Consider the following 19,806-nt stretch of genomic DNA (forward strand, 5'->3'; position numbering starts at 1 on the left):
GTGCTTAATAATATTATGTAGTTAATAACTCTTAGATTATTGCTTTGTTGTATGTTCATTTAAATATTATTTATAAATATCCGAAAACTCAATTTTAATTCTCTCAACATAGTTTTCCTTATTACTCGTCTGATTCTCATCCCACTGACCTAAACTTCCATCACTTAGCATCTTAACTGGCAGTTTAACCGAGAACTTAGTCCCTAAACCATATTTACTTTCTGCATAAATAGTTCCATTATGCATATCAACTAATGATTTCACTAGTGATAAGCCTATTCCACTACCCTCATGTCTTCTTATAAATGTTTTATCTACTTGTCTAAACCTGTCAAATATTATATTTAGTTTTTGACTTGGTATTCCTATTCCCGTGTCTTCCACTGTAATTGTTATGTATTCTTCACCATCAATAATATTCACAAAGATTTTCCCTCCATCAGGGGTAAATTTTACCGCATTTGATAAAAGGTTAAGCATTATTCTTTCAATCTTATCTAAATCACAAGCCATTATCTTTTCTTCTATTTCAGTATCAAAAATAAGCTCTAAATTATTATTATTAATATAATCTGCTACTGACAAAGTAATTTCTTCAACAATATTTACAATATTACAATTGACCATATTTAATTCAAAATAGCCTGAATCAAGTTTAGTAGAGTCAATTAAATTATTTATAAGTCGTAATAATCTAAAACAATTTTGCTTTTCAACACTTAAATTATTTATTATCTTTACCTTATCAATAGGCTTTTCCTTTTTTTCAATTTCTGCTCCAATTACTTGTATAGCACCAAATATTATGTTTAGAGGAGTTCTCAACTCATGCGAAATATTTGCGAAGAATTCAGTTCTTAAATTTTCTAATTCATAAGCTTCTTCTTGTAAAGCTAGTTCACTTAATTTTCTATCCGTAATATCACGGATACTTACTACAATCTCTTCTTTCTCGTCAACCTTAATTGCACTAATATTTAATTCAGCCCAAAACTCATCATTATTCTTTGTTTTACAAATACATTCTAATACGATAGGTCTAGAATTTGTAGCTTTATTAAAGGTTTGAAGCATTTTTTCTTTTGTTATCCCCGACTTTAAAGATACCATGTCTATTATATTCATTTTTTTTAATTGTTCTTCAGAATAATTAAACATAAAATAAGACCTTCGGTTTGAATCTACTATGTTTCCGTAAAAGTCATTAATAAATATTGCGTCATTTACTGAGTTGAAAATAGTATCAAGGTACTTTTGATTTTTAGCAAGTTCTTTTTGGGAACTTTCATATTCTAGCTGTCTTAGTCCGCTTTCAGCTAAAGTGGTTACAAGTCCTAAGTAATAATCTAAGATACTTCTGACCTTACTCCTTGTCCACCTTGGAACCTTACTAAGTGCAGCAATATAATTCTCTTCATCAAAATTGAATTCACGAGCTTGTCTTTTAAAAAAATCAACATCAACTACCTCATCATCATAAAAAAATTGACCCATAAAAATCGTTGCAACATGTTGTCCATATATGATAATGGGCACTCCTATATCCCACATATTATTTAGGCATTTGTATTCTATGTATCTACCATCTTTTAGATGGTCATTTATATATTTATCGCTAATAAAGCATCGGCTACAAGTGGTTGGATGAATTCTGTGAAATTTTGTACAAATATCCTGCCATCCAGTTTTTATATATATTGTCCCATCTACATCAATAAGTCCCACAGGAATTCCAGATGCCTCATAAAGGCTTTCAGACATTTTTTTAAAGGAATCAATATTAAACACCTCAGAAAAATTAATCTTTCCCATACCTTACCCCTTTTAAAAATATATTGAATATAGTCGATATTAAATCACCATATTGAAATTAAGTGCTTAGTCATCCGATGCTTTAATGAGAATCTCCTGCATAACCACTTAATTTCAACAATTTTCTTAACATAGCCTAAATATTAAGCTACCTAGCTACCTTCAATTCTTTTTTATATTTATATAAAGCTGCAACTAACCTAAAAATAATTATAAAGTTAACCAATAAAATCACAAGACTTTTTAAATTTATCAAACTTCTTTCATGGAATACCCATTGAATCATAAATCCTGTATAGCCAAAAGTTAGAGCAAGTAGATATATAGAACTATTTACACTGGAAACTTTAAGTTTTTTTAATATAGATAAATATAAAAAAACGGTACCAAACTTAATTACTCCCATTACCACTAAAGTAACTAAATCACCAATAGGATTTTCTTTAAATCCAGGATCTACTGCGGATGAAAATACTCCATAAAAAAAGAAGTCTAACAGATAGATTAATGTACAGATGCTTAAAAATATTGACTTTATTATGATATACTTTTTTGTTTTCATCTTGCCTCCTACACTAAACAATTGCTTTGAGACTTTATTATTGTACAAATTATAATATACCTTCCAATATTTTGCAAATACATATTCATAATGCCATTACCGATTAAAAAGTAAAATTAAGGTGATTGTTTGTGTAAAAAAATGCAGCATACCAAATTTTCCATTGAATATGCTGCAACTATTGATGTAATTTGATTAAATCAGCTTCTTAAAAGCTATCCAAGGCACTTCATAAACATATTACCTTATTACATCTATATTATTTATACTATTTAATTACTGACATTCCACCCATATAAGGTTGTAGCGCTACTGGAATGTTTATTGATCCATCTTCATTTAAGTTGTTCTCTAAGAAAGCAATTAACATTCTTGGAGGAGCTACTACTGTATTATTTAATGTATGTGCAAAGTATTTACCGTTTTCACCATCTACACGTATTTTTAAACGACGTGCTTGAGCATCTCCTAGATTTGAACAGCTTCCTACTTCAAAGTATTTCTTTTGTCTTGGAGACCAAGCTTCTACGTCTACTGATTTTACTTTAAGATCAGCTAAATCACCTGAACAACATTCTAAAGTTCTTACTGGTATGTCAAGTGAACGGAATAAATCTACTGTATCTTTCCAAAGTTTATTATACCAAACCATACTTTCTTCTGGTTTACATACAACAATCATTTCTTGTTTTTCAAATTGGTGAATTCTATAAACTCCTCTTTCCTCTATACCATGAGCACCTTTTTCTTTTCTGAAGCATGGTGAGTAACTAGTTAAAGTGTGAGGAAGTGAAGCTTCTGGTAATATTGTATCTATATACTTACCTATCATAGAATGCTCACTTGTTCCTATAAGATATAAATCTTCGCCTTCTATTTTATACATCATAGCATCCATTTCAGCAAAACTCATAACACCTGTTACAACTTCACTACGAATCATGAAAGGTGGAATGCAATATGTAAATCCACGATTTATCATAAAATCTCTAGCATATGATATAACTGAAGAGTGAAGTCTTGCTATGTTTCCCATTAGATAGTAAAAACCATTTCCAGCAACCTTTCTTGCACTGTCTAAATCAATACCGCTAAGTTTTTCCATGATTTCAGTGTGATATGGAATCTCAAAGTCAGGTACCACTGGTTCACCGAAACGTTCAACTTCCACATTTTCGCTATCATCCTTACCTATTGGAACACTTGGATCGAGGATATTTGGAATTATCATCATTATATCCTTAACTTTTTTCTCAAGTTCGCCTTCTTTAACTTCTAATTCTGCCAAACGTGCAGAGTTTGCAGCAACTTGTTTTTTCATATCTTCTGCTTCTTCTTTTTTTCCTTGAGCCATTAATGCACCAATGCTCTTTGAAATCTTATTTCTATTTGCTCTTAAAGAATCAGCTTCCTGCTTTGCATTTCTTAGTTCAGCATCTAAAGCTATAACTTCATCAACTAACCCTAACTTATTATCTTGAAACTTATTTTTTATGTTTTGTTTTACTATTTCAGGGTTTTCCCTTACAAATTTTAAATCTAACATAATTTACCCTCCTGATACATTTATCTATTTATAATATTTTAAAAGCATATTAATATAAGCATTTTCCTAAATGGTTACTTTTACATTGTAAGATAATAATCAATAATTTACAATGCTATCTTTGAATACTATATCCAATATAAAAATTCAGGTTTAAAAGTATCACTGAATTTAAACATATAATAACAAATAAAGTTTAGTACTACTTGCAAAGCCATTTAAATTTCCGTATTTAGTCAACTTAGAATTTTTATACTTTTCTTTACAGTAAAAAAACTCCCATCCCAAATATATAAATGGGACGGAAGTACTCCGCGTTGCCACCCAAATTGCTGAAATAATAAAAAATCAGCCACTCGAAAAAGTATTTTAAAGGTTACTAGCCTTTCGATTTATCATCGACAGCTCCAAAAGTGGAAAGATTTTGCCTTTCACCGATTTGCACCAACCATCGGCTCTCTGAAGAAATTCAAAAATCGTAGCTTTTATAATCACTGTTTTTGTATATGTTATTATTATGTATCAATTATATATAATATTATACAAGTTTTCAAGTGAGAATAAGTATTTTTCACTTAAATTGCTAATAAATGTGTTTTTTTCTCTATAAATCGCATATTTTTTACAATATTAAATTGCTAAAAAGAGTTATTAATATAATTCATCTCTTTCATCATCATATAACCAGCCTTCTTCTTCAGCATAACTAAATATATCCTTCAAAGCTATGTCATAGCCCTTTGCGAATACAGCAGGATTTCTTCTATATTTTTCAATTGAGTCTGCCGAAAGCACATTATTTCTCATCTCATCTTCAAATATCAAGGCCTGCAAATAAGTGCTCCCTATAAGTTCTCTAACTACATTATATCTGTAGCTTTTATCAATGCATATATACAATCTGCATATTATTGGTCTTTGCTCGTAAATTGTGCAATAGTTCTCTTCGGTAATGAAATGACAGTTCTTTTCTTTATCTAATACATATTGATCAAACTCTCTATAGTAATTTCTCTTTATTACAAGCCTCTGTCTTACAAAATCTGATGCAGAATCCTCATTCCAGTTGCTTATTCTGTTAACACATATATTGTCCATTTCAACTGACCAAGCCTTTTTACAACAGCTTTCCCCGCAATCATCACAAGGTAGAGGGTTTTTATCTAAAAATATATCAATTGCTTTTAATATATCCTCCACAGTTGTATCTTTATCAATTTTGTCATAATTCACTTTACCTTCTGAGTCAAATAATAATTCCATGTCATTTCTCCTTATGCTTTTATGTATTAGCTACAAATCGAATCATAGTTTTCTTTGAACTTTTCAGCTAGTACAAAAGTTGATGTTTTTTTAGATAATTATTTTCATAAAAATCTCCTGCTATAATTTTACCACATTATACTTCCTTACTCTCTCATCGTTTATGACACCATTGAAGTTAAGTCCATAAGCAAAACTATATTTATTACCTAGTTCATCACTATAGCACTTCATATCATGTGGCACATCCTCAAATTGTTCTTCAACAGTAGTCATGTCCTTCGGCATATTAAATGGTAGTAAGCCACTTGGATTATGCTTTCCGCTTATCACATCAAGTATTACTTGAACTTGTACACCAAAATCAACCACTATTGCATCAACTTTGTTCTCAAACTCATTAAGTACTGTTGGATTTGCCATGTTTATAGAAACTACTACTGGTTTTTGTGCCATTAGGTTCTTAGTTTCTAAGATTATATCTAAATCTTCTTCATTTGTAGCATAATTTGTTTTACCATAGTAAGCTCTGTTTTTTGACTTTTCTAATGGGTCTCCTCCTGCTAAACTTACTTTTCTACTGTTTATAGCTTTATATGGTCTGTATTGCAAGCTTATAGGTACATATCCCTCTTCCTTCGAATATCCTACAGTCTTAGGAGACTCTATAAAAACTATAGAAAAATCTGCTTCCTCGGCTTTCTCCACTACATTAAAATATTTTTCAATAATAGCTTTATTTACAGGTTCTATTTCTCTAGCTGGGATTACGTTTCCGAACCAATCTTTACTTTCCTTTAATCTTCTATTTGGTATATACACATTTTTTCTTTCTTTTATTGGAAGTATTTGATTTTTATTTTTTAACATCACTAAAGATTTAAGCTGACATTCATACCCAGCTTTCATATATTCAGCATTGCCAACTATTTTATCAGAGTCTTCTGGATCTACATATGGATTCTCGAATAAACCAGTTCTAAATATATTTAACAATAATCTTACAGCTGATTTTTCAAATCTTTCTCTCATATATTTTTCACCAAATTCTTTTACTCCCATCTCATAGGCATCAATAATTGGTAAAACTTCATTGTTCCCCCCAAATTGGTCTACTCCAGCCATTAGCACTTTAAAGTGTCTTTCGCTCTCAGATAATTTTTCAACTCCCCAACTTTTTCCAGATATAAAGCCATCAATTACATTATTTCCCTTAGTTATACCCCAATCAGTACAAACAACTCCATCATAATCATACTTTTCTCTAAGTAAGTCCTTAATTATATATTTACTAAAAGAATTTCCTACGTTTTCGCCATACTTTTTATCAATATCATAAGATATAGTATAATAAGGCATAACTGCTGACGCTTTCTTAGTCTTACCAGATAGCTTAAAAGCTCCTTCTGTAAAAGGTATTAAGTGATCATTAAAGTTATTGCCTGGATAAACAGCATACTTACCGTAAGCAAAATGAGCATCTCTACCGCTTTCACAGCTTCCTCCACCTGGCCAATGTTTAACCATAGCATTTACACTTTCATATCCCCAACCATCTTCTGTTTCACTTTCTCCAACAGAGGTTTGAAATCCATTACAATATGCTTCAGCTAAATCTCGTGCCAAAATTGGATCTTCACCTAAAGTTCCACTAAATCTCATCCACCTAGGATCTGTTGCTATATCTACCTGAGGTGATAATGCAGTTGCTATACCTAATGCCCTGTACTCCTTAGATGCAATAAATCCAAACTTACTAACTTCTTCACTACTAAAAGTTGCTGCAAGTCCTAATGGCTCTGGCCATTTAGATATGTCTCCTCCTGCACCAGCATTAAACTCAGCATTAGCACTAGTTGTATGCCTTGGATCACTACTTATATTTACAGGTATTCCAAAACCAAATCCTTCAACAAATGCTTGCAAATTATTATTCCAGAGTGCTGATGTTTTAGCATCATCCACTGCTGTTACAAGTACATGTCTTAAATTATCATCTTCAAGAAACTTTTTTTGTTGATCTGTTAAATCAGTAATTTTCACATCAGTCTCATCAAAAGTTTTACCATTATAGGTTCCATCAAAAGCTTTTGAAAAACTATCTTTTTTACTAAAAACCGCTTGATGTCCACTGTAGAGCATAAGACCTGCTATTTGTTTTATACTAAGCTTACTAGCTAAATCCTTAGCTCTTTCTTTAGCTGGAAGTCTCCAATCCTCATATTTTTCAAGTTTTCCACTTTTGCTTAAGTTTTTAAAAGCAAAGCCATCTTGCTCAATTATTTTAATACCTGAATTCTTTGAATAGGCAACATTTTTTCCACTTTCATTTATAATAATTACATAGTCGCCTTTATTAATTTGTCTCAAATTCATCATAAATCCCCCTCCATTGACTTTGTTAAATACTATATATTTTTTCTATGTAAATAATCATCAAGACTTCTAATAAAAAACTCTCTAAATCCAGAAATAACTCCTAAGCTTTCACTTTTTTCACTTTCTAAATCATAATAGTACTTCATAGTTTCCATATCTACAGATAAAGTATCCAATGGAAATCCTTCTCTATATTTTTCGTGAGGCTTGTCTACAATATAAAACTTCTCAGAACATATATCTTCACCGTCATACTTATAAATATGATCATTATCTATATATAAACATATACCATTTTTATAATATGCAGTTAATTTCCCTCCATACTTTGCTGCTAAATTACTATAGTAGTCAACCATTTCTCTATAAGACAAATCTTCTCCATGAAGCCTTTTTACTAGTACACCAGGTTGATCTTCTTCCTCTACCCCTTCAAAGAACAATCCAGTATCACATGAAAATACAGGTATCTTAAGCTGTTCGTAATATGTTGTGGCTTTTTCTATAGCATTAGCCAATGGATCTTTTCCCGTTTCTTCAGATTGACTTAGTTTGAAATCAACACTGCCAATGCCAGTAATTTCGATATTGAGTCCATCAAGCATTTTAATCATGCTAGTGAGCTTTGATGGATTATATGTACCATATATTAACTTCATTAAATATCCCTTCATTCTTCTAATCTATTAATTATTTGTAATTATATCATATAATGCCAAGTGATTCTTTGAATTATAAAATGATAATTTTCTATTTTTGAAAAATTGCAGTTAAAACTTTTTTAACGCATCTGTCTTTGCGAATACATATGAGGAAAATTTAGTAGGTGAATAAGCTTTATTTTTACTGTTTAGGCATAAAAAATTTCTAAAAGTATTGAAAGTTCTAGTTTAACCAGCATAAAAACTTTATACATACCTATACAAGAAAAAAATAAGCCAATGATAGTTAATTAATCATAAGCTTATCTTTTTATTACAAAGAATTATTTTTTCTATAATATGATTTTATTGTTTGTCCATATAGAAATCTCATTTCCAGATATAAAAACTAATTTACTTAGTTAGACTTTATTGACAGTTGGTCTATCTATAACTTCCAAGAATAATATAAAGTGAAGAAGTTACATTTGAAGTATTTCCTAAGCTATCTACCGCAATTGCTCTAAGAATCGCTGTCTTACTTATAGTTATACCACCTTTATAAGCAGAACTATTTGTTGTAGGTTTAGATCCATCAAGAGTATAGTAAATTGTTACTCCTGGTGTGGTATCACTTAATGTTATAGTCTGAGGTTTGTTATATATACCACCTCTAACACTCGCAATTGGATCTGCCGGAGGTTTTATTATAGTATATTGATTGCTCAATACTCCTGATACATTTCCATTGTAATCAACTGCTATAACCTTTAAAGTACAAGAGGCTGCTATATTAATGTAACCCATGTAAGGTAAACTCTTAGTTGTTGGAGTACTTCCATCTAATGTATAAAAAGCTCTTAGTGGCTTTGAATACATATCAAAAAGTTTAATAAATAAAGGTGCTTTATATGTGCCTGAAGGAACACTTGCTGTAGGTGTAGGTATAGCTACAGGTCCATTTATAACATAAGTGTTACTCATGACTTCAGAAGACTTACCATTAGCATTTATGGCAATTGCTTTAAGTATCTTTGTTGAACTTATAGTTATAGCCCCTGAGTATAAAGTACTATTCGAAGTAGGTATTGTTCCATCAAGGGTATAATATATTGATACTCCAGCTGTTTTATCACTTAAAGTTACTGCTTGGCTTGTACTATAGTTTCCAGCCGGCACATTTGCTGTTGGTTTAGCTGGCAATACAACTGGTGAAGTTATAGTATAAGTATTGCTAAGCACTTCTGAGGAATTCCCAGCAGCATCTATTGCCACAGCCTTTAGTGTTGTAGTTGACCCTATTGTTATTGGTGTATTATATAAATTACTTTGTGCAGTTGGAGTTGTCCCATCAACAGTATAATATATCGACACACCTGATGTTGCATCACTTAATCCTATTACCTGACTCGAATTATAAGATCCACCTGGGATACTCGCCACTGGCTTACTTGGCGCAATAACTGCTAATGTATTGCTTGGTGCTTGTATCAAACCAAATCCATAAGAAGAATCTCTTCCACTAACACCTAAATCAACTATATTGCTATCTAATAAATTTCTCAATTGAACATTAGTATAGCTTGGATACTTTTGTTTAAGTAATGCTAAATCTCCTGCCACAAAAGGTGTAGCCATAGATGTACCACTCATTTGAGCATAACTTCCATTTAAATAAGTACTGGTTATGTTAACTCCTGGTGCACTCACTTCTACTTTGCTTCCTGTAGAAGAAAAATAAGCTCTCTTATTCGTAGAGTCAACTGCTCCAACTGCAATTACTGATGAGTAGTTAGCAGGATATTCAACATTTGTCCCAGTACCATCAGCATTTCCATCATTTCCTGCCGCAGCAACAACTAATATTCCGCTATTGTACGCTGTATCCACAGCATTCTGCAATGAAGTATCTGATTGGCTTGATCCAAGACTCATGGATATAATATCCATCTTATTTTCAATAGCCCAATCTATACCTGAAATTACGTCTGAGGTATATCCACTACCTGATGAATCAAGGGCTTTTACTGCATAAATCGAAGCGTCCGGAGCCACTCCTTTAACGCCACCACTTACACCTTTTGCTCCAATTATTCCAGCAACATGAGTTCCGTGACCATTATCATCAGAAAAAGATGCAGTAGTTGAACCACTTATCACATTTGTACCACCAGTTATGGATAAGTCTGAATGTGTTGCAGCTCCTGTATCAATAACAGCAACCTTTACACCTTTTCCAGTAAATCCAGATTGCCATGAAGCTTGGGCATTTATATCGCTTACTCCCCAGTTTGAAAATGTAGTATCAGCTACCTTTACCACATTATCTACTTCAACGTAAGCAACATTTGAGTCTTTTAAAAGCTTTGTAGCATTTTGTGGGGTTATTTCAGCCACAGCAGCGTCCACATTCTTAAACTGACGCTTAACTTTTCCACTATAATTTGAAATTAGCTTACCTCTGTCAACGCCTTTAGTTTTGAACTTAACTATATAACGCTTAGAGGTGGTATCTGTAGTAGTTGTACTTGCATAGGTTGTCCAACTAAAAGATGAAGCAATAACTATAGTTGCAATGAAGATACCGCTTATTTTTCTTGATTTCATTTTCCTATCCTCCTTACTTTTGCTGTGTTCAATATAGCTAGAAATAAACAGTTCCTACATTAAAGTTTAAGTAGAACCTCTCATTCTCCTTTTAAATAGTAAAGCAGATTTTTCTTTTAACTTGATTATAACTTAATCTATAAATGTATTCTACATTGTTTGACCTTTAAAAGTGATTTTTAATCCAATTTTAATATATTTGTTGAATTTAAATAATTTTTGCATTAAAATTTATATATTTCTTGGCAAAACACCTAAATAAGATTAATTTTTAACTGTACAGCCATAAAAAGCTTCTAAATCCATCAAAATATCTTGGTTTATCAAACATAAAAATCTATCTTTTCTTTACTGCAAAAAAGGATTCACTTTAATAAGCGAATCCTTTAAAGATACATAACTTTATAAACAGTTTTAGTGTTAGATGGTTCAGTTAAAGATTATAGGCTGCCAAACCACATAATTTCAAGATGATGCTCTAACAGCATCTAATTCTAAAATTTATTTAAGCAGTCCTTCTTTTTGTAGATAGTTTTTTGCAACTTCTTGCGCTGTTTTTCCTCCTACATTCACTTCATAATTCATTTTAGCCATTTCATCATCAGTTATCTTACCTGATAATTTATTAAGAACAGTGCTTATCTCAGGATGCTTTTCAAGCGTACTTTCAAGCATAAGCGGTGCCCCTTGATATGGAGGGAAAAACTTTTTATCATCTTCTAATACCTTTAGATTATACTGAACAATTTCACTATCAGTAGAATACGCGTCTAAAAGATTGATATCTCCTGATTTTATTGCACTATATCTTAATTTTGGTTCCATTGTTTTTAAATTATTAAAGTTTACTGAATATACTTTTTGAAGTCCTTTATATCCATCATCTCTATCAGAAAACTCAAGAGTAAATCCTACCTTAAGCTGATTTTCTATATTTTTTAAGTCAGATACTTTATTTAGTTTATACTCTTTTGCAAGCTCTGGAGATACTGCAATAGCGTAGGTATTATTGTACTTCATAGGCTTTAGAAGTTCCATATTAAAATTCTTTTCCATACCAACACGAGCCTGCTCATAAACCTCTTCTGGATCATGGCTTTTTGCATTTTCCTTTACAAAGGTTTCAAGAGCTGTACCTGTAAATTCAGGGTATATATCTATATCACCTGATTTAAGTGCGTTAAATAAAAAGCTAGTTTTTCCCATGCCAGGCTTTAAGGTAACATGTAAATTAGTTTCATCTTCAAGCATTAGTTTGTACATATTAATCAAAATTTCTGGCTCTGAACCTAACTTTCCAGCGATTACAATCTCATTTTTTTGTGTGCTTAGATATGGAACTAAAATTATAGTTAAAGTCATAATAATAGCCACTCCAACTGCTACAATGGATTTTTTTAGTGTAGCTTTTTCAAGATAACGTAGTACTACGTCAAATAAAATTGCAAGCAAGGCCGCTGGAATTGCTCCAATTAGAATGAGGCTATTATTATTACGATCGATTCCAAGAAGAATTAAATCTCCAAGGCCACCTGCTCCTATTAGTGCAGCTAGTGTTGCTGTTCCAATTATCATTACCATTGAAGTTCTTATACCTGCCATTATAACAGGCATTGCCAATGGTATTTGAACTTTAAAGAGTTTTTTACTACTATTCATCCCCATAGCATCAGCAGCTTCAATTAGCGCAGGATTGATTTCTTTAATCCCAGTATAAGTATTTCTAAGTATAGGTAAAATAGCATAAATTACTAGAGCAATTACTGCGGGAACTTTTCCAATACCTACTAATGGAATAAGAACTCCGAGCAGTGCAAGAGAAGGTATTGTCTGAAAAATAGCTGCTATTTGTATAATTATCTCACCAAAACGCTTATGTTTTGTTATATATATTCCAAGTGGTACCGCTATGATTACGGCGATAAATATAGCTATAAATGAAATTTGCATATGTTGAAGTAATGCCGTACCTAACTGTCCTTTTCGTTCTAAAAGCGTTGAAAAAAATGTATTCATTATATTTCACCATCCTTTTCAAGCCTATTAGCTACAAACTTAATTAAATGTTCCATATTTAAACTTCCTATAATTTTTCCATTCTGTTCTATTTTAATATTTTTTTCTTTTGTAAGTATAGAAAATAAATTTTCAAGTGACTCTTCAGTATTGACACAAGTAATAACTTCATTGTTTTCAACATTCTCATATAGCCCTTCAACTACTAAATCCTTCACCTTATAATCTGATTCAAAAAGAGGTGTTCTATATACATTTCCAGATTTGAAGAAGTTTCTTACGAAATCATTTTTAGGATTTTTAATTATCTCATCTGGAGTATCACATTGAACTATCTTTCCTTCTTGCATTATACAAATCCTATCTCCAAGGGCTAAGGCTTCTTGCATATCATGAGTTACAAATACAATTGTTTTATTTATTTTCTTCTTAAGCATTCCCATATCCTGCTGCAACTTTTTGCGACTAATAGGATCTAAAGCACTAAATGGTTCGTCCATCAATATAATATTTGGATCTGCTGCTAAGGCACGAACCACTCCTACTCTCTGTTGTTCACCACCTGAAAGCTCTGATGGTTTTCTATTCCGATACTTTTCTGGTTCTAGGCCCACGCTCTCTAAAAGATCAGTTATCTTATCTTTAATTTTTTTCTTGTCCCATTTCTTCAATTCTGGAACTATTGCTATGTTTTCTTCAATAGTCATATGTGGAAATAGTGCTATTTGTTGTAATACATATCCTATATTCCATCTAAGCTCATGAATATTGTATTCACTTATTTTCTTGTGATCTAGATAAATCGTTCCTTCACTTAAATCTATCAAACGATTAATCATCTTAAGTGTAGTCGTTTTTCCGCATCCACTTGGCCCAATAAGTACAAAAAATTCACCTTCATTAATAGTTAGATTTAAAGAATCAACTGCTTTATTTCCACTATCATAATACTTAGATACATTTTCAAATTTAATCATCTAATTTACTCCTTATACTTTCACCTACTATATAAATTCTTATGTTTAAATTTAGCTTTATTTTTAAAATTTTACATTTGCTGATTAAACGAATTTACAAATTACATTATCACTTTATGATAATATACGATTCAACTTCAACTATTAATTTATACATGCTAAAAGTCATAGGTGCGTGATTTTTGAACAAATATAAATTAAGTTTTCGTAAGGCCCCTATATATACTATTTCGTAATAAAATGCGTATTGCAAATTGAACTTATATTTATATAATAATCTAGCGAACATACATTTGCAAGCATGTACTTTTAAGTTTGTTAGTTACCTAAAAGTAACTAAAGGGATTTTCCCATTGGTAAAGAATATTTAATCATTCATAAGTAAATGCTACCTTTGTAATTTATTTTTAAAGGAGGTTTTATTTATGGATAGAAAACGGGCAGAAGAAATTCTTTCCTCACCTGATGTTATAAATGTAACATATAAAGGTGAACAGATCTATATTGAAAAAATAGATGACACTAAAGAAATCGCTTATGTACATCCACTTAATCAACCTACAGGATCAAAAGAGGTGCCACTAGGTTCACTTCAAGAACAATAAAATAAAGCAAATGCTGTTATAATTATGAACTTCACCCGAATAACAGCATTTGCTTTATTAATTTTTAGATTCGTATTAAAAGATAATCTTATCAGAATAGCAGTACTTTAATAAATATTTATTTGAGTAAAGAACTTTATTTGTGTATACTAGTTATTTGAAGGTATTCTTCAGCTTTGAATTTAAAATATATTTAGCTAAAAATTTTTATAAATTTAACGTAAAATTTGGACAACTATTAAAATTCAAAATATTTTTAGCTTGTTTGATTTTAACAAATTACTTAAACTTAACATAACTTTATAATATTATATTTAACAATACATAAGGAGTGAAAATATAATGAAGTCTCAACCTAGGATAAAAGGATTTGCCCTTGTAATTTTTTCAACAATGATGTGGGGAGTATCTGGTACTGTGGCACAATACTTGTTTCAACAGAAAGGTTTCAGTCCTGAATGGCTTGTTGTTATCCGTCTATTAATCTCAGGAATTGTTTTATTGTCCTTTGCAACTTTTAGAGGCAACAAGAATGTGAGAAAGATCTGGAGTTCAAAATATTCAATATTTAATCTTATATGTTTTGGGATTATTGGGATGTTAGGTGTACAATACACCTATTTTGCCGCAATAAAATATGGTAATGCAGCAACAGCTACAATCCTTCAATATTTATATCCAGTTATAATCACCTTCTATATGACTATCAAAACCAAAAGAGCTCCAAGCTTAAGAGAAGCTATAGTAATCAGTTTAACCATAGTTGGCACCTTTCTCATAATAACAAAAGGAAATGTTAGCACTTTATCAATTTCTAAGCTAGCATTGTTCTGGGGTGTAACTTCAGCTTTTGCTGCTGCCTTTTATACCTTGCAACCAGCTTATCTTCTAACTAGATTTGATTCAATAACTGTAGTTGGTTGGGGAATGCTGATTGGAGGAATAGGCTTTAGCTTTATTCAAAAACCTTGGATAAGTACAGGTCAATGGTCCACAAGTTCAATTTTAGCTGTTATATTTGTAGTACTATTTGGAACTCTTATTGCCTTTTGCTGCTATTTGGAGAGTTTAAAATATATAAAGCCAATCGAAGTGAGTATACTTTCCTCAATTGAACCCCTATCTGCAGCTATTTTATCTATATTTTGGTTAAATGTTAATCTAGGATTTATTCAATGGATTGGAACTGGATGTATCATATTTGGAATAATATATTTATCTTTAACTAAAAAGGTTCCAAAACAGACCAATGAGAACACCGAGGTTTCCTTATAGATTCGTCTGTAATCACTAATAAATTAAATAAGAATTTATAATGTTTTAATATAACAAGAACTCTGTAAAAAGCTTAATTTACAGAGTTCTTTTATGTATCGATATAGGTGAACCACTTCATAGTTCAGTGTATTTTTTGCTATTCCCTTTAGCTTTTTCCACTGGATATTTCTCTTCATTTTTATTCATTTTCTTATTTATTATATCTTCAATATTTACATTTAAAGCATCCGCCATATGTATACAATAGACCAATACGTCTGCAAGCTCGTCACATACCTCTTCTTTATTATAATCATTATCCCAAAGAAAATGTTCTAAAAGCTCCCCTGCTTCTATGTTTATGGCTTTGGCCAAATTTTCAGGAGTATGAAATTGTGACCAATCTCTATCATTTCTAAACTTTCTTATTCTTTCAATTACATCATTCATCTGTTAAGCTCCTTAACTTTATATAAATACATGTTTTATTTTATAAAATCAAAACCATTTAATAAAATTGAAAAGTCTTCTGAGCTTTATATTTCTCAAAAGACCTTCCGTAAATTAATCTTCACTTGGAATTATAAAAGCACAAAGTATATATGCTAAAAGTCCACTTCCTGCTGCTAATCCAAATATTACCCATAGCACACGTACAATTGTAGCATCGATATCAAAGAACTCAGCTATTCCGCCACAAACCCCTGCAAGCATACGATTAGAATTTGATTTGTATAACTTTTTATTCATAAACTCCTCCTAGTTTTAATTATTATAAGATTATATGTAAAGTTAGTAATCAATATCAAAATAAACCTTTTTCCAATCATTTTTCTTCATTTTCTACAGAACTTATAATCATATCAACAATTGATAACACTATATCATCTGAAGTTATTCCTTCGCAATCAACAGGTATTTTTGTATAACTCACTCTCTGCAATACTCCCATCATAGTTTGAAATATATAAAATCCTGTTTTCACTATATTTATGTCTTTTTTGAAAGACCCATCTTTAATACCACTATGTATTATATTATCCAAAAAATTGTTGTCTTTTAATTTAGTAAAATTTTCATATTTAATTTTTAATTCTTCGTTTGAATCATAAGCTTCATAATAAAGATCGAATAAGGTAATAAACTTCATTTGATCTTTATTTTCCCTGGCAAAATCTGTCCATGCATAAAGCATGTTTTTAAGTTTTTCTATTCCATTAATTCCAACTCTACCTGCTTTTGATACAGTGTCAGTCATACATTCTAAGATATCTATTTGCACTTCAAATATTAGCTCGTCTATGGACTTAAAATGTTTATAAAAAGTTACTCTACTCACTCCTGCTTGTATACATACATCTTTAATATTTACATTTATAAAATTATTCTTTAGAAAAAGCTCTCTGCCGGCTGTTATTATGTCAGCACGATTCTTATTTTTTAAATTCTTGTGCCAGGACTCACTCATTTTTAACTACCTCATTTATATCAATTTTCTTATTATTTTTAGTCAAAAATATGGCTCCAATAAGGATGAAACTACCCACAGTATATGGTAAATTTATATGACTGTCAAATAAGTTTCCAGCCATTATTGGTCCAACAACATTTCCTATACTTGTATAGGTTGTATTAAGTCCCGAAACAAATCCTTGCTGATCACCTGCTTCATTAGCTAACAAAGTATTTACCGTTGGTCTCAAGAAAGAATTAAAGGCGAAAAATATTGAAGAAATCCCTAACAGGTATATAAAATTGACTTTTATAAGCATTAATAGCAATGCTACCGCTGATATAAATAGCGAAAATCTTATAAGTCTATATTCTCCAAAAAACTTAATAGCTTTATCTATTAGTCCTACTTGAGTAATAATTCCAATAATAGCCCCTAAGGTTATCAAAATAGATATTTTATCTGCTGCAAAACCGTACCTCTGTTGTACATATAAGGAATATACTGTTTCATAGTTTACCAATCCAAAAGTCATTACAAATATTAATAATAGATATTTAAAATATGGAGTATGTACAGATTGTTTAAGCTGTTTAACAATGGACTCCTGCTTTTCTTTTGATTTTAAGGTACTTCTTTTCTCTACAGAAAGTGTTTCCGGCAACACAATTGTTAAAAAAGTTGCTACAAGTCCTAATCCTGATGCAAAAAAGTAAGGAACTCTTATGCCAAATTGTGCAATAACACCACCTATACCAGGCCCGATTACCATTCCAAGATTCATTGATGCACTTAAATATCCCATGCCTTTTGCTCTAGTTTCTTTTGTAGTGACATCTGCTACATAAGCGAGAACTGATGGAACCATTATTCCTAGTCCTATTCCACCAATAAACCTTGCTACATATAGCTCAATTAGCATATGAGATATTGCGAATATAAAATCTGATATTACAGTAAGAAACAGACCAGCTAATATAAGTTTTTTTCTACCATACATATCTGAAAGTCTTCCACCTATAGGAGAAAACAAGAATTGTGCCGCTCCAAAGGCTGCCACCAAGTATCCAGCTGCTGAACCAGCAGCGTTAAATTGCTTCAGATAATCGGGCAGTATAGGAATAACCATGCCTTGTCCTAACAATGCTATAAAAAGATTAATCATAAGTATAAATAAAGGAAATTTTTTATAACCATACTCTTTTTTCAATGTTGCACCTCCAAAAATTTTAGAAAATAATTGTTTACACAAAGTAAACCTTTTACTCACAGTAAACAATTATACAAGGATTTCATTTATCTGTAAACTATAACTATTATTTTATTAAACTATTTCTTTCTTATTTTCCAACATTCGAACAGGATAATAAATATGCTATGAGGAAAATATATTAACGTATCAAATATAAAAACTTATTGGAGGTGTCTATCATGGGAATATTTAGCGGATTGTTTGGAGATGACGACAATACCTCAAGCAAGGTTACAAGCAGTGATAATAGAGATACAAAGCAACGAAAAAATGACGCAAGACTTGAACTTCGTAAAGAAGAACTTAATGTATCTAAAAACAAAGTACAAAAGGGAGAAGTTGAACTCGGTAAAGAGATTGTTGAAGAGCATAAATCTATAGATGTTCCGGTATCACATGAAGAGGTTGTTATTGACAGAAAATCTTTAAACAATCAAACATGTAACACTCCTATTAAGGAGCAACAATCAATAAGAATTCCTGTAAGTGAAGAAAGAGTTGATGTTACTAAAAATACAGTAGTAACCGGAGAAGTTACTGCCCATAAACGTGAAGTACAACAAACAAGACATATAGATGAAACTCTTAAACACGAAGAGGCCACTATAAATAAATTAGGTGACCTTGATATTATAGATAATAGAGACAATCAACAATAACAATTTATGAAGCACCTTCAAATTATATTTATAATTGAAGGTGCTTTTAACCAACTGGAGGGAAAGGTATGGAAAAGAAACCATCAACAAACCATGACAATATGCAAGTATATAATGGAATTACTGTAGGCATGGTAATTGGAGGTTTATGTGGAATAATACTTGGTTTTTTAGATATGTCAGGACTCTTAATTATATCAGCTCTAAACTCTACCTTTGCATTTATTCCACTGAATGAGATTATTACTGGGTTATTATTAGGAGTTGTTCTTGGAGGACTAACAGGAGACTTTATTGAATTTATTTCAAATCAAAAAACGAGTTCATATAATGATGGGATAACAGTATCAAAAAATATGACATATAAAGATTTAGGAACTGAAACTCTACAACTTAAAGAAGAACAGCTTAATATTGCTAAAACCTGGCTAAAAACTGGTGATGTAAAAACCCATAGAGAAACAATAACCATGTATAAGACCTTTACTATTCCTATTGAACGTGAAGTTCTTGTAATTGAAAAAAGAACATTTGATTCCTCTTTAGGGAAGAAAAAAAACGCACCACCAGAAATAATAAAAATAACTTTAAATGAAGAAAAAGTTGATTTCACTAAGCAAAGGGTTTCTCTTGAGGATGTTTCAATCCACAGAGAACATATAGAAGAAATTAAACATTTTGAAGAGACACTAAAGAAAGAAAAACCTATGGTAAAAATAACTGGTTCACCAAAAGTTATAGAAAAATCACATTCTAAACGTTCATAAGCACTGAAAT

At 31.1% G+C, this 19,806-nt stretch carries 17 protein-coding genes and 1 other annotated feature; of the genes, 4 read left to right on the forward strand and 13 right to left on the reverse strand.

The window, feature by feature from the left end:
• Nucleotides 1-66 precede the first annotated feature (66 nt).
• From J3477_RS01750 to J3477_RS01790, 9 genes are all read right to left on the reverse strand, one after another.
• Complete coding sequence (locus J3477_RS01750; RefSeq protein WP_206867836.1) at nucleotides 67-1,812, reverse strand: sensor histidine kinase; 1,746 nt, start codon at nucleotides 1,810-1,812, stop codon at nucleotides 67-69.
• 148 nt (nucleotides 1,813-1,960) lie between these two features.
• The gene (locus tag J3477_RS01755) at nucleotides 1,961-2,374 is read right to left on the reverse strand and encodes a hypothetical protein (RefSeq protein WP_206867837.1); all 414 of its coding nucleotides are present in this window, start codon (nucleotides 2,372-2,374) and stop codon (nucleotides 1,961-1,963) included.
• Nucleotides 2,375-2,642: 268 nt separating this feature from the next.
• The gene (gene serS / locus J3477_RS01760; RefSeq protein ID WP_206867838.1) at nucleotides 2,643-3,920 is read right to left on the reverse strand and encodes a serine--tRNA ligase; all 1,278 of its coding nucleotides are present in this window, start codon (nucleotides 3,918-3,920) and stop codon (nucleotides 2,643-2,645) included.
• Nucleotides 3,921-4,214: 294 nt separating this feature from the next.
• Nucleotides 4,215-4,421: a binding site (T-box leader), on the reverse strand.
• A 150-nt stretch (nucleotides 4,422-4,571) separates the two neighbouring features.
• A complete protein-coding gene (locus J3477_RS01765; protein ID WP_206867839.1) occupies nucleotides 4,572-5,183 on the reverse strand; it encodes a YkgJ family cysteine cluster protein in 612 nt (203 codons plus the stop codon).
• A gap of 120 nt (nucleotides 5,184-5,303) precedes the next feature.
• Nucleotides 5,304-7,562, reverse strand: coding sequence for a glycoside hydrolase family 3 protein (locus J3477_RS01770; protein WP_206867840.1), 2,259 nt, complete (start codon nucleotides 7,560-7,562; stop codon nucleotides 5,304-5,306).
• Nucleotides 7,563-7,591: 29 nt separating this feature from the next.
• Complete coding sequence (locus J3477_RS01775; protein WP_206867841.1) at nucleotides 7,592-8,221, reverse strand: non-canonical purine NTP pyrophosphatase; 630 nt, start codon at nucleotides 8,219-8,221, stop codon at nucleotides 7,592-7,594.
• Nucleotides 8,222-8,647: 426 nt separating this feature from the next.
• Nucleotides 8,648-10,810: a chitobiase/beta-hexosaminidase C-terminal domain-containing protein gene (locus J3477_RS01780; protein ID WP_206867842.1), complete on the reverse strand. Its 2,163-nt coding sequence runs from the start codon at nucleotides 10,808-10,810 to the stop codon at nucleotides 8,648-8,650.
• Between the two features lie 501 nt (nucleotides 10,811-11,311).
• A complete protein-coding gene (locus J3477_RS01785) occupies nucleotides 11,312-12,826 on the reverse strand; it encodes an ABC transporter permease/substrate-binding protein (protein WP_206867843.1) in 1,515 nt (504 codons plus the stop codon).
• Nucleotides 12,826-13,803 (reverse strand): ABC transporter ATP-binding protein, encoded by a 978-nt coding sequence (locus J3477_RS01790; RefSeq protein WP_206867844.1) that lies wholly within the window; start codon nucleotides 13,801-13,803, stop codon nucleotides 12,826-12,828. The genes J3477_RS01785 and J3477_RS01790 overlap by 1 nt, the downstream gene beginning before the upstream one ends.
• 425 nt (nucleotides 13,804-14,228) lie before the next feature.
• On the opposite strand from J3477_RS01790, the gene J3477_RS01795 reads away from it, so the two are divergent.
• On the forward strand, nucleotides 14,229-14,408 hold the full coding sequence (locus J3477_RS01795; RefSeq protein ID WP_206867845.1) for an H-type small acid-soluble spore protein: 180 nt from the start codon (nucleotides 14,229-14,231) through the stop codon (nucleotides 14,406-14,408).
• A gap of 342 nt (nucleotides 14,409-14,750) precedes the next feature.
• Nucleotides 14,751-15,683, forward strand: a complete 933-nt coding sequence (locus tag J3477_RS01800) for a DMT family transporter (protein ID WP_206867846.1) — start codon at nucleotides 14,751-14,753, stop codon at nucleotides 15,681-15,683.
• Between the two features lie 117 nt (nucleotides 15,684-15,800).
• On the opposite strand, the gene J3477_RS01805 is transcribed toward J3477_RS01800, so the two are convergent.
• The 4 genes from J3477_RS01805 to J3477_RS01820 all read right to left on the reverse strand — a co-directional run bounded on the left by J3477_RS01805 (nucleotide 15,801) and on the right by J3477_RS01820 (nucleotide 18,328).
• Nucleotides 15,801-16,115: a nucleotide pyrophosphohydrolase gene (locus J3477_RS01805; protein ID WP_206867847.1), complete on the reverse strand. Its 315-nt coding sequence runs from the start codon at nucleotides 16,113-16,115 to the stop codon at nucleotides 15,801-15,803.
• 114 nt (nucleotides 16,116-16,229) lie between these two features.
• Nucleotides 16,230-16,415 carry a PspC domain-containing protein gene (locus J3477_RS01810; protein ID WP_206867848.1) on the reverse strand — a complete coding sequence of 62 codons (186 nt, stop codon included), beginning with the start codon at nucleotides 16,413-16,415 and terminating at the stop codon, nucleotides 16,230-16,232.
• A 76-nt stretch (nucleotides 16,416-16,491) separates the two neighbouring features.
• Nucleotides 16,492-17,133 (reverse strand): TetR/AcrR family transcriptional regulator, encoded by a 642-nt coding sequence (locus tag J3477_RS01815; protein ID WP_206867849.1) that lies wholly within the window; start codon nucleotides 17,131-17,133, stop codon nucleotides 16,492-16,494.
• Nucleotides 17,126-18,328 carry an MFS transporter gene (locus tag J3477_RS01820; RefSeq protein ID WP_228731180.1) on the reverse strand — a complete coding sequence of 401 codons (1,203 nt, stop codon included), beginning with the start codon at nucleotides 18,326-18,328 and terminating at the stop codon, nucleotides 17,126-17,128. Before J3477_RS01820 ends, J3477_RS01815 begins: the two co-directional genes overlap by 8 nt.
• Nucleotides 18,329-18,549: 221 nt before the next feature.
• On the opposite strand from J3477_RS01820, the gene J3477_RS01825 reads away from it, so the two are divergent.
• A complete protein-coding gene (locus J3477_RS01825) occupies nucleotides 18,550-19,029 on the forward strand; it encodes a YsnF/AvaK domain-containing protein (protein ID WP_206867850.1) in 480 nt (159 codons plus the stop codon).
• 68 nt (nucleotides 19,030-19,097) lie between these two features.
• The gene (locus tag J3477_RS26035; RefSeq protein ID WP_228731181.1) at nucleotides 19,098-19,796 is read left to right on the forward strand and encodes a YsnF/AvaK domain-containing protein; all 699 of its coding nucleotides are present in this window, start codon (nucleotides 19,098-19,100) and stop codon (nucleotides 19,794-19,796) included.
• Nucleotides 19,797-19,806: the final 10 nt, after the last annotated feature.

It is taken from the genome of Clostridium zeae, assembly GCF_017312485.1.
Classification (GTDB): domain Bacteria; phylum Bacillota; class Clostridia; order Clostridiales; family Clostridiaceae; genus Clostridium_AR; species Clostridium_AR zeae.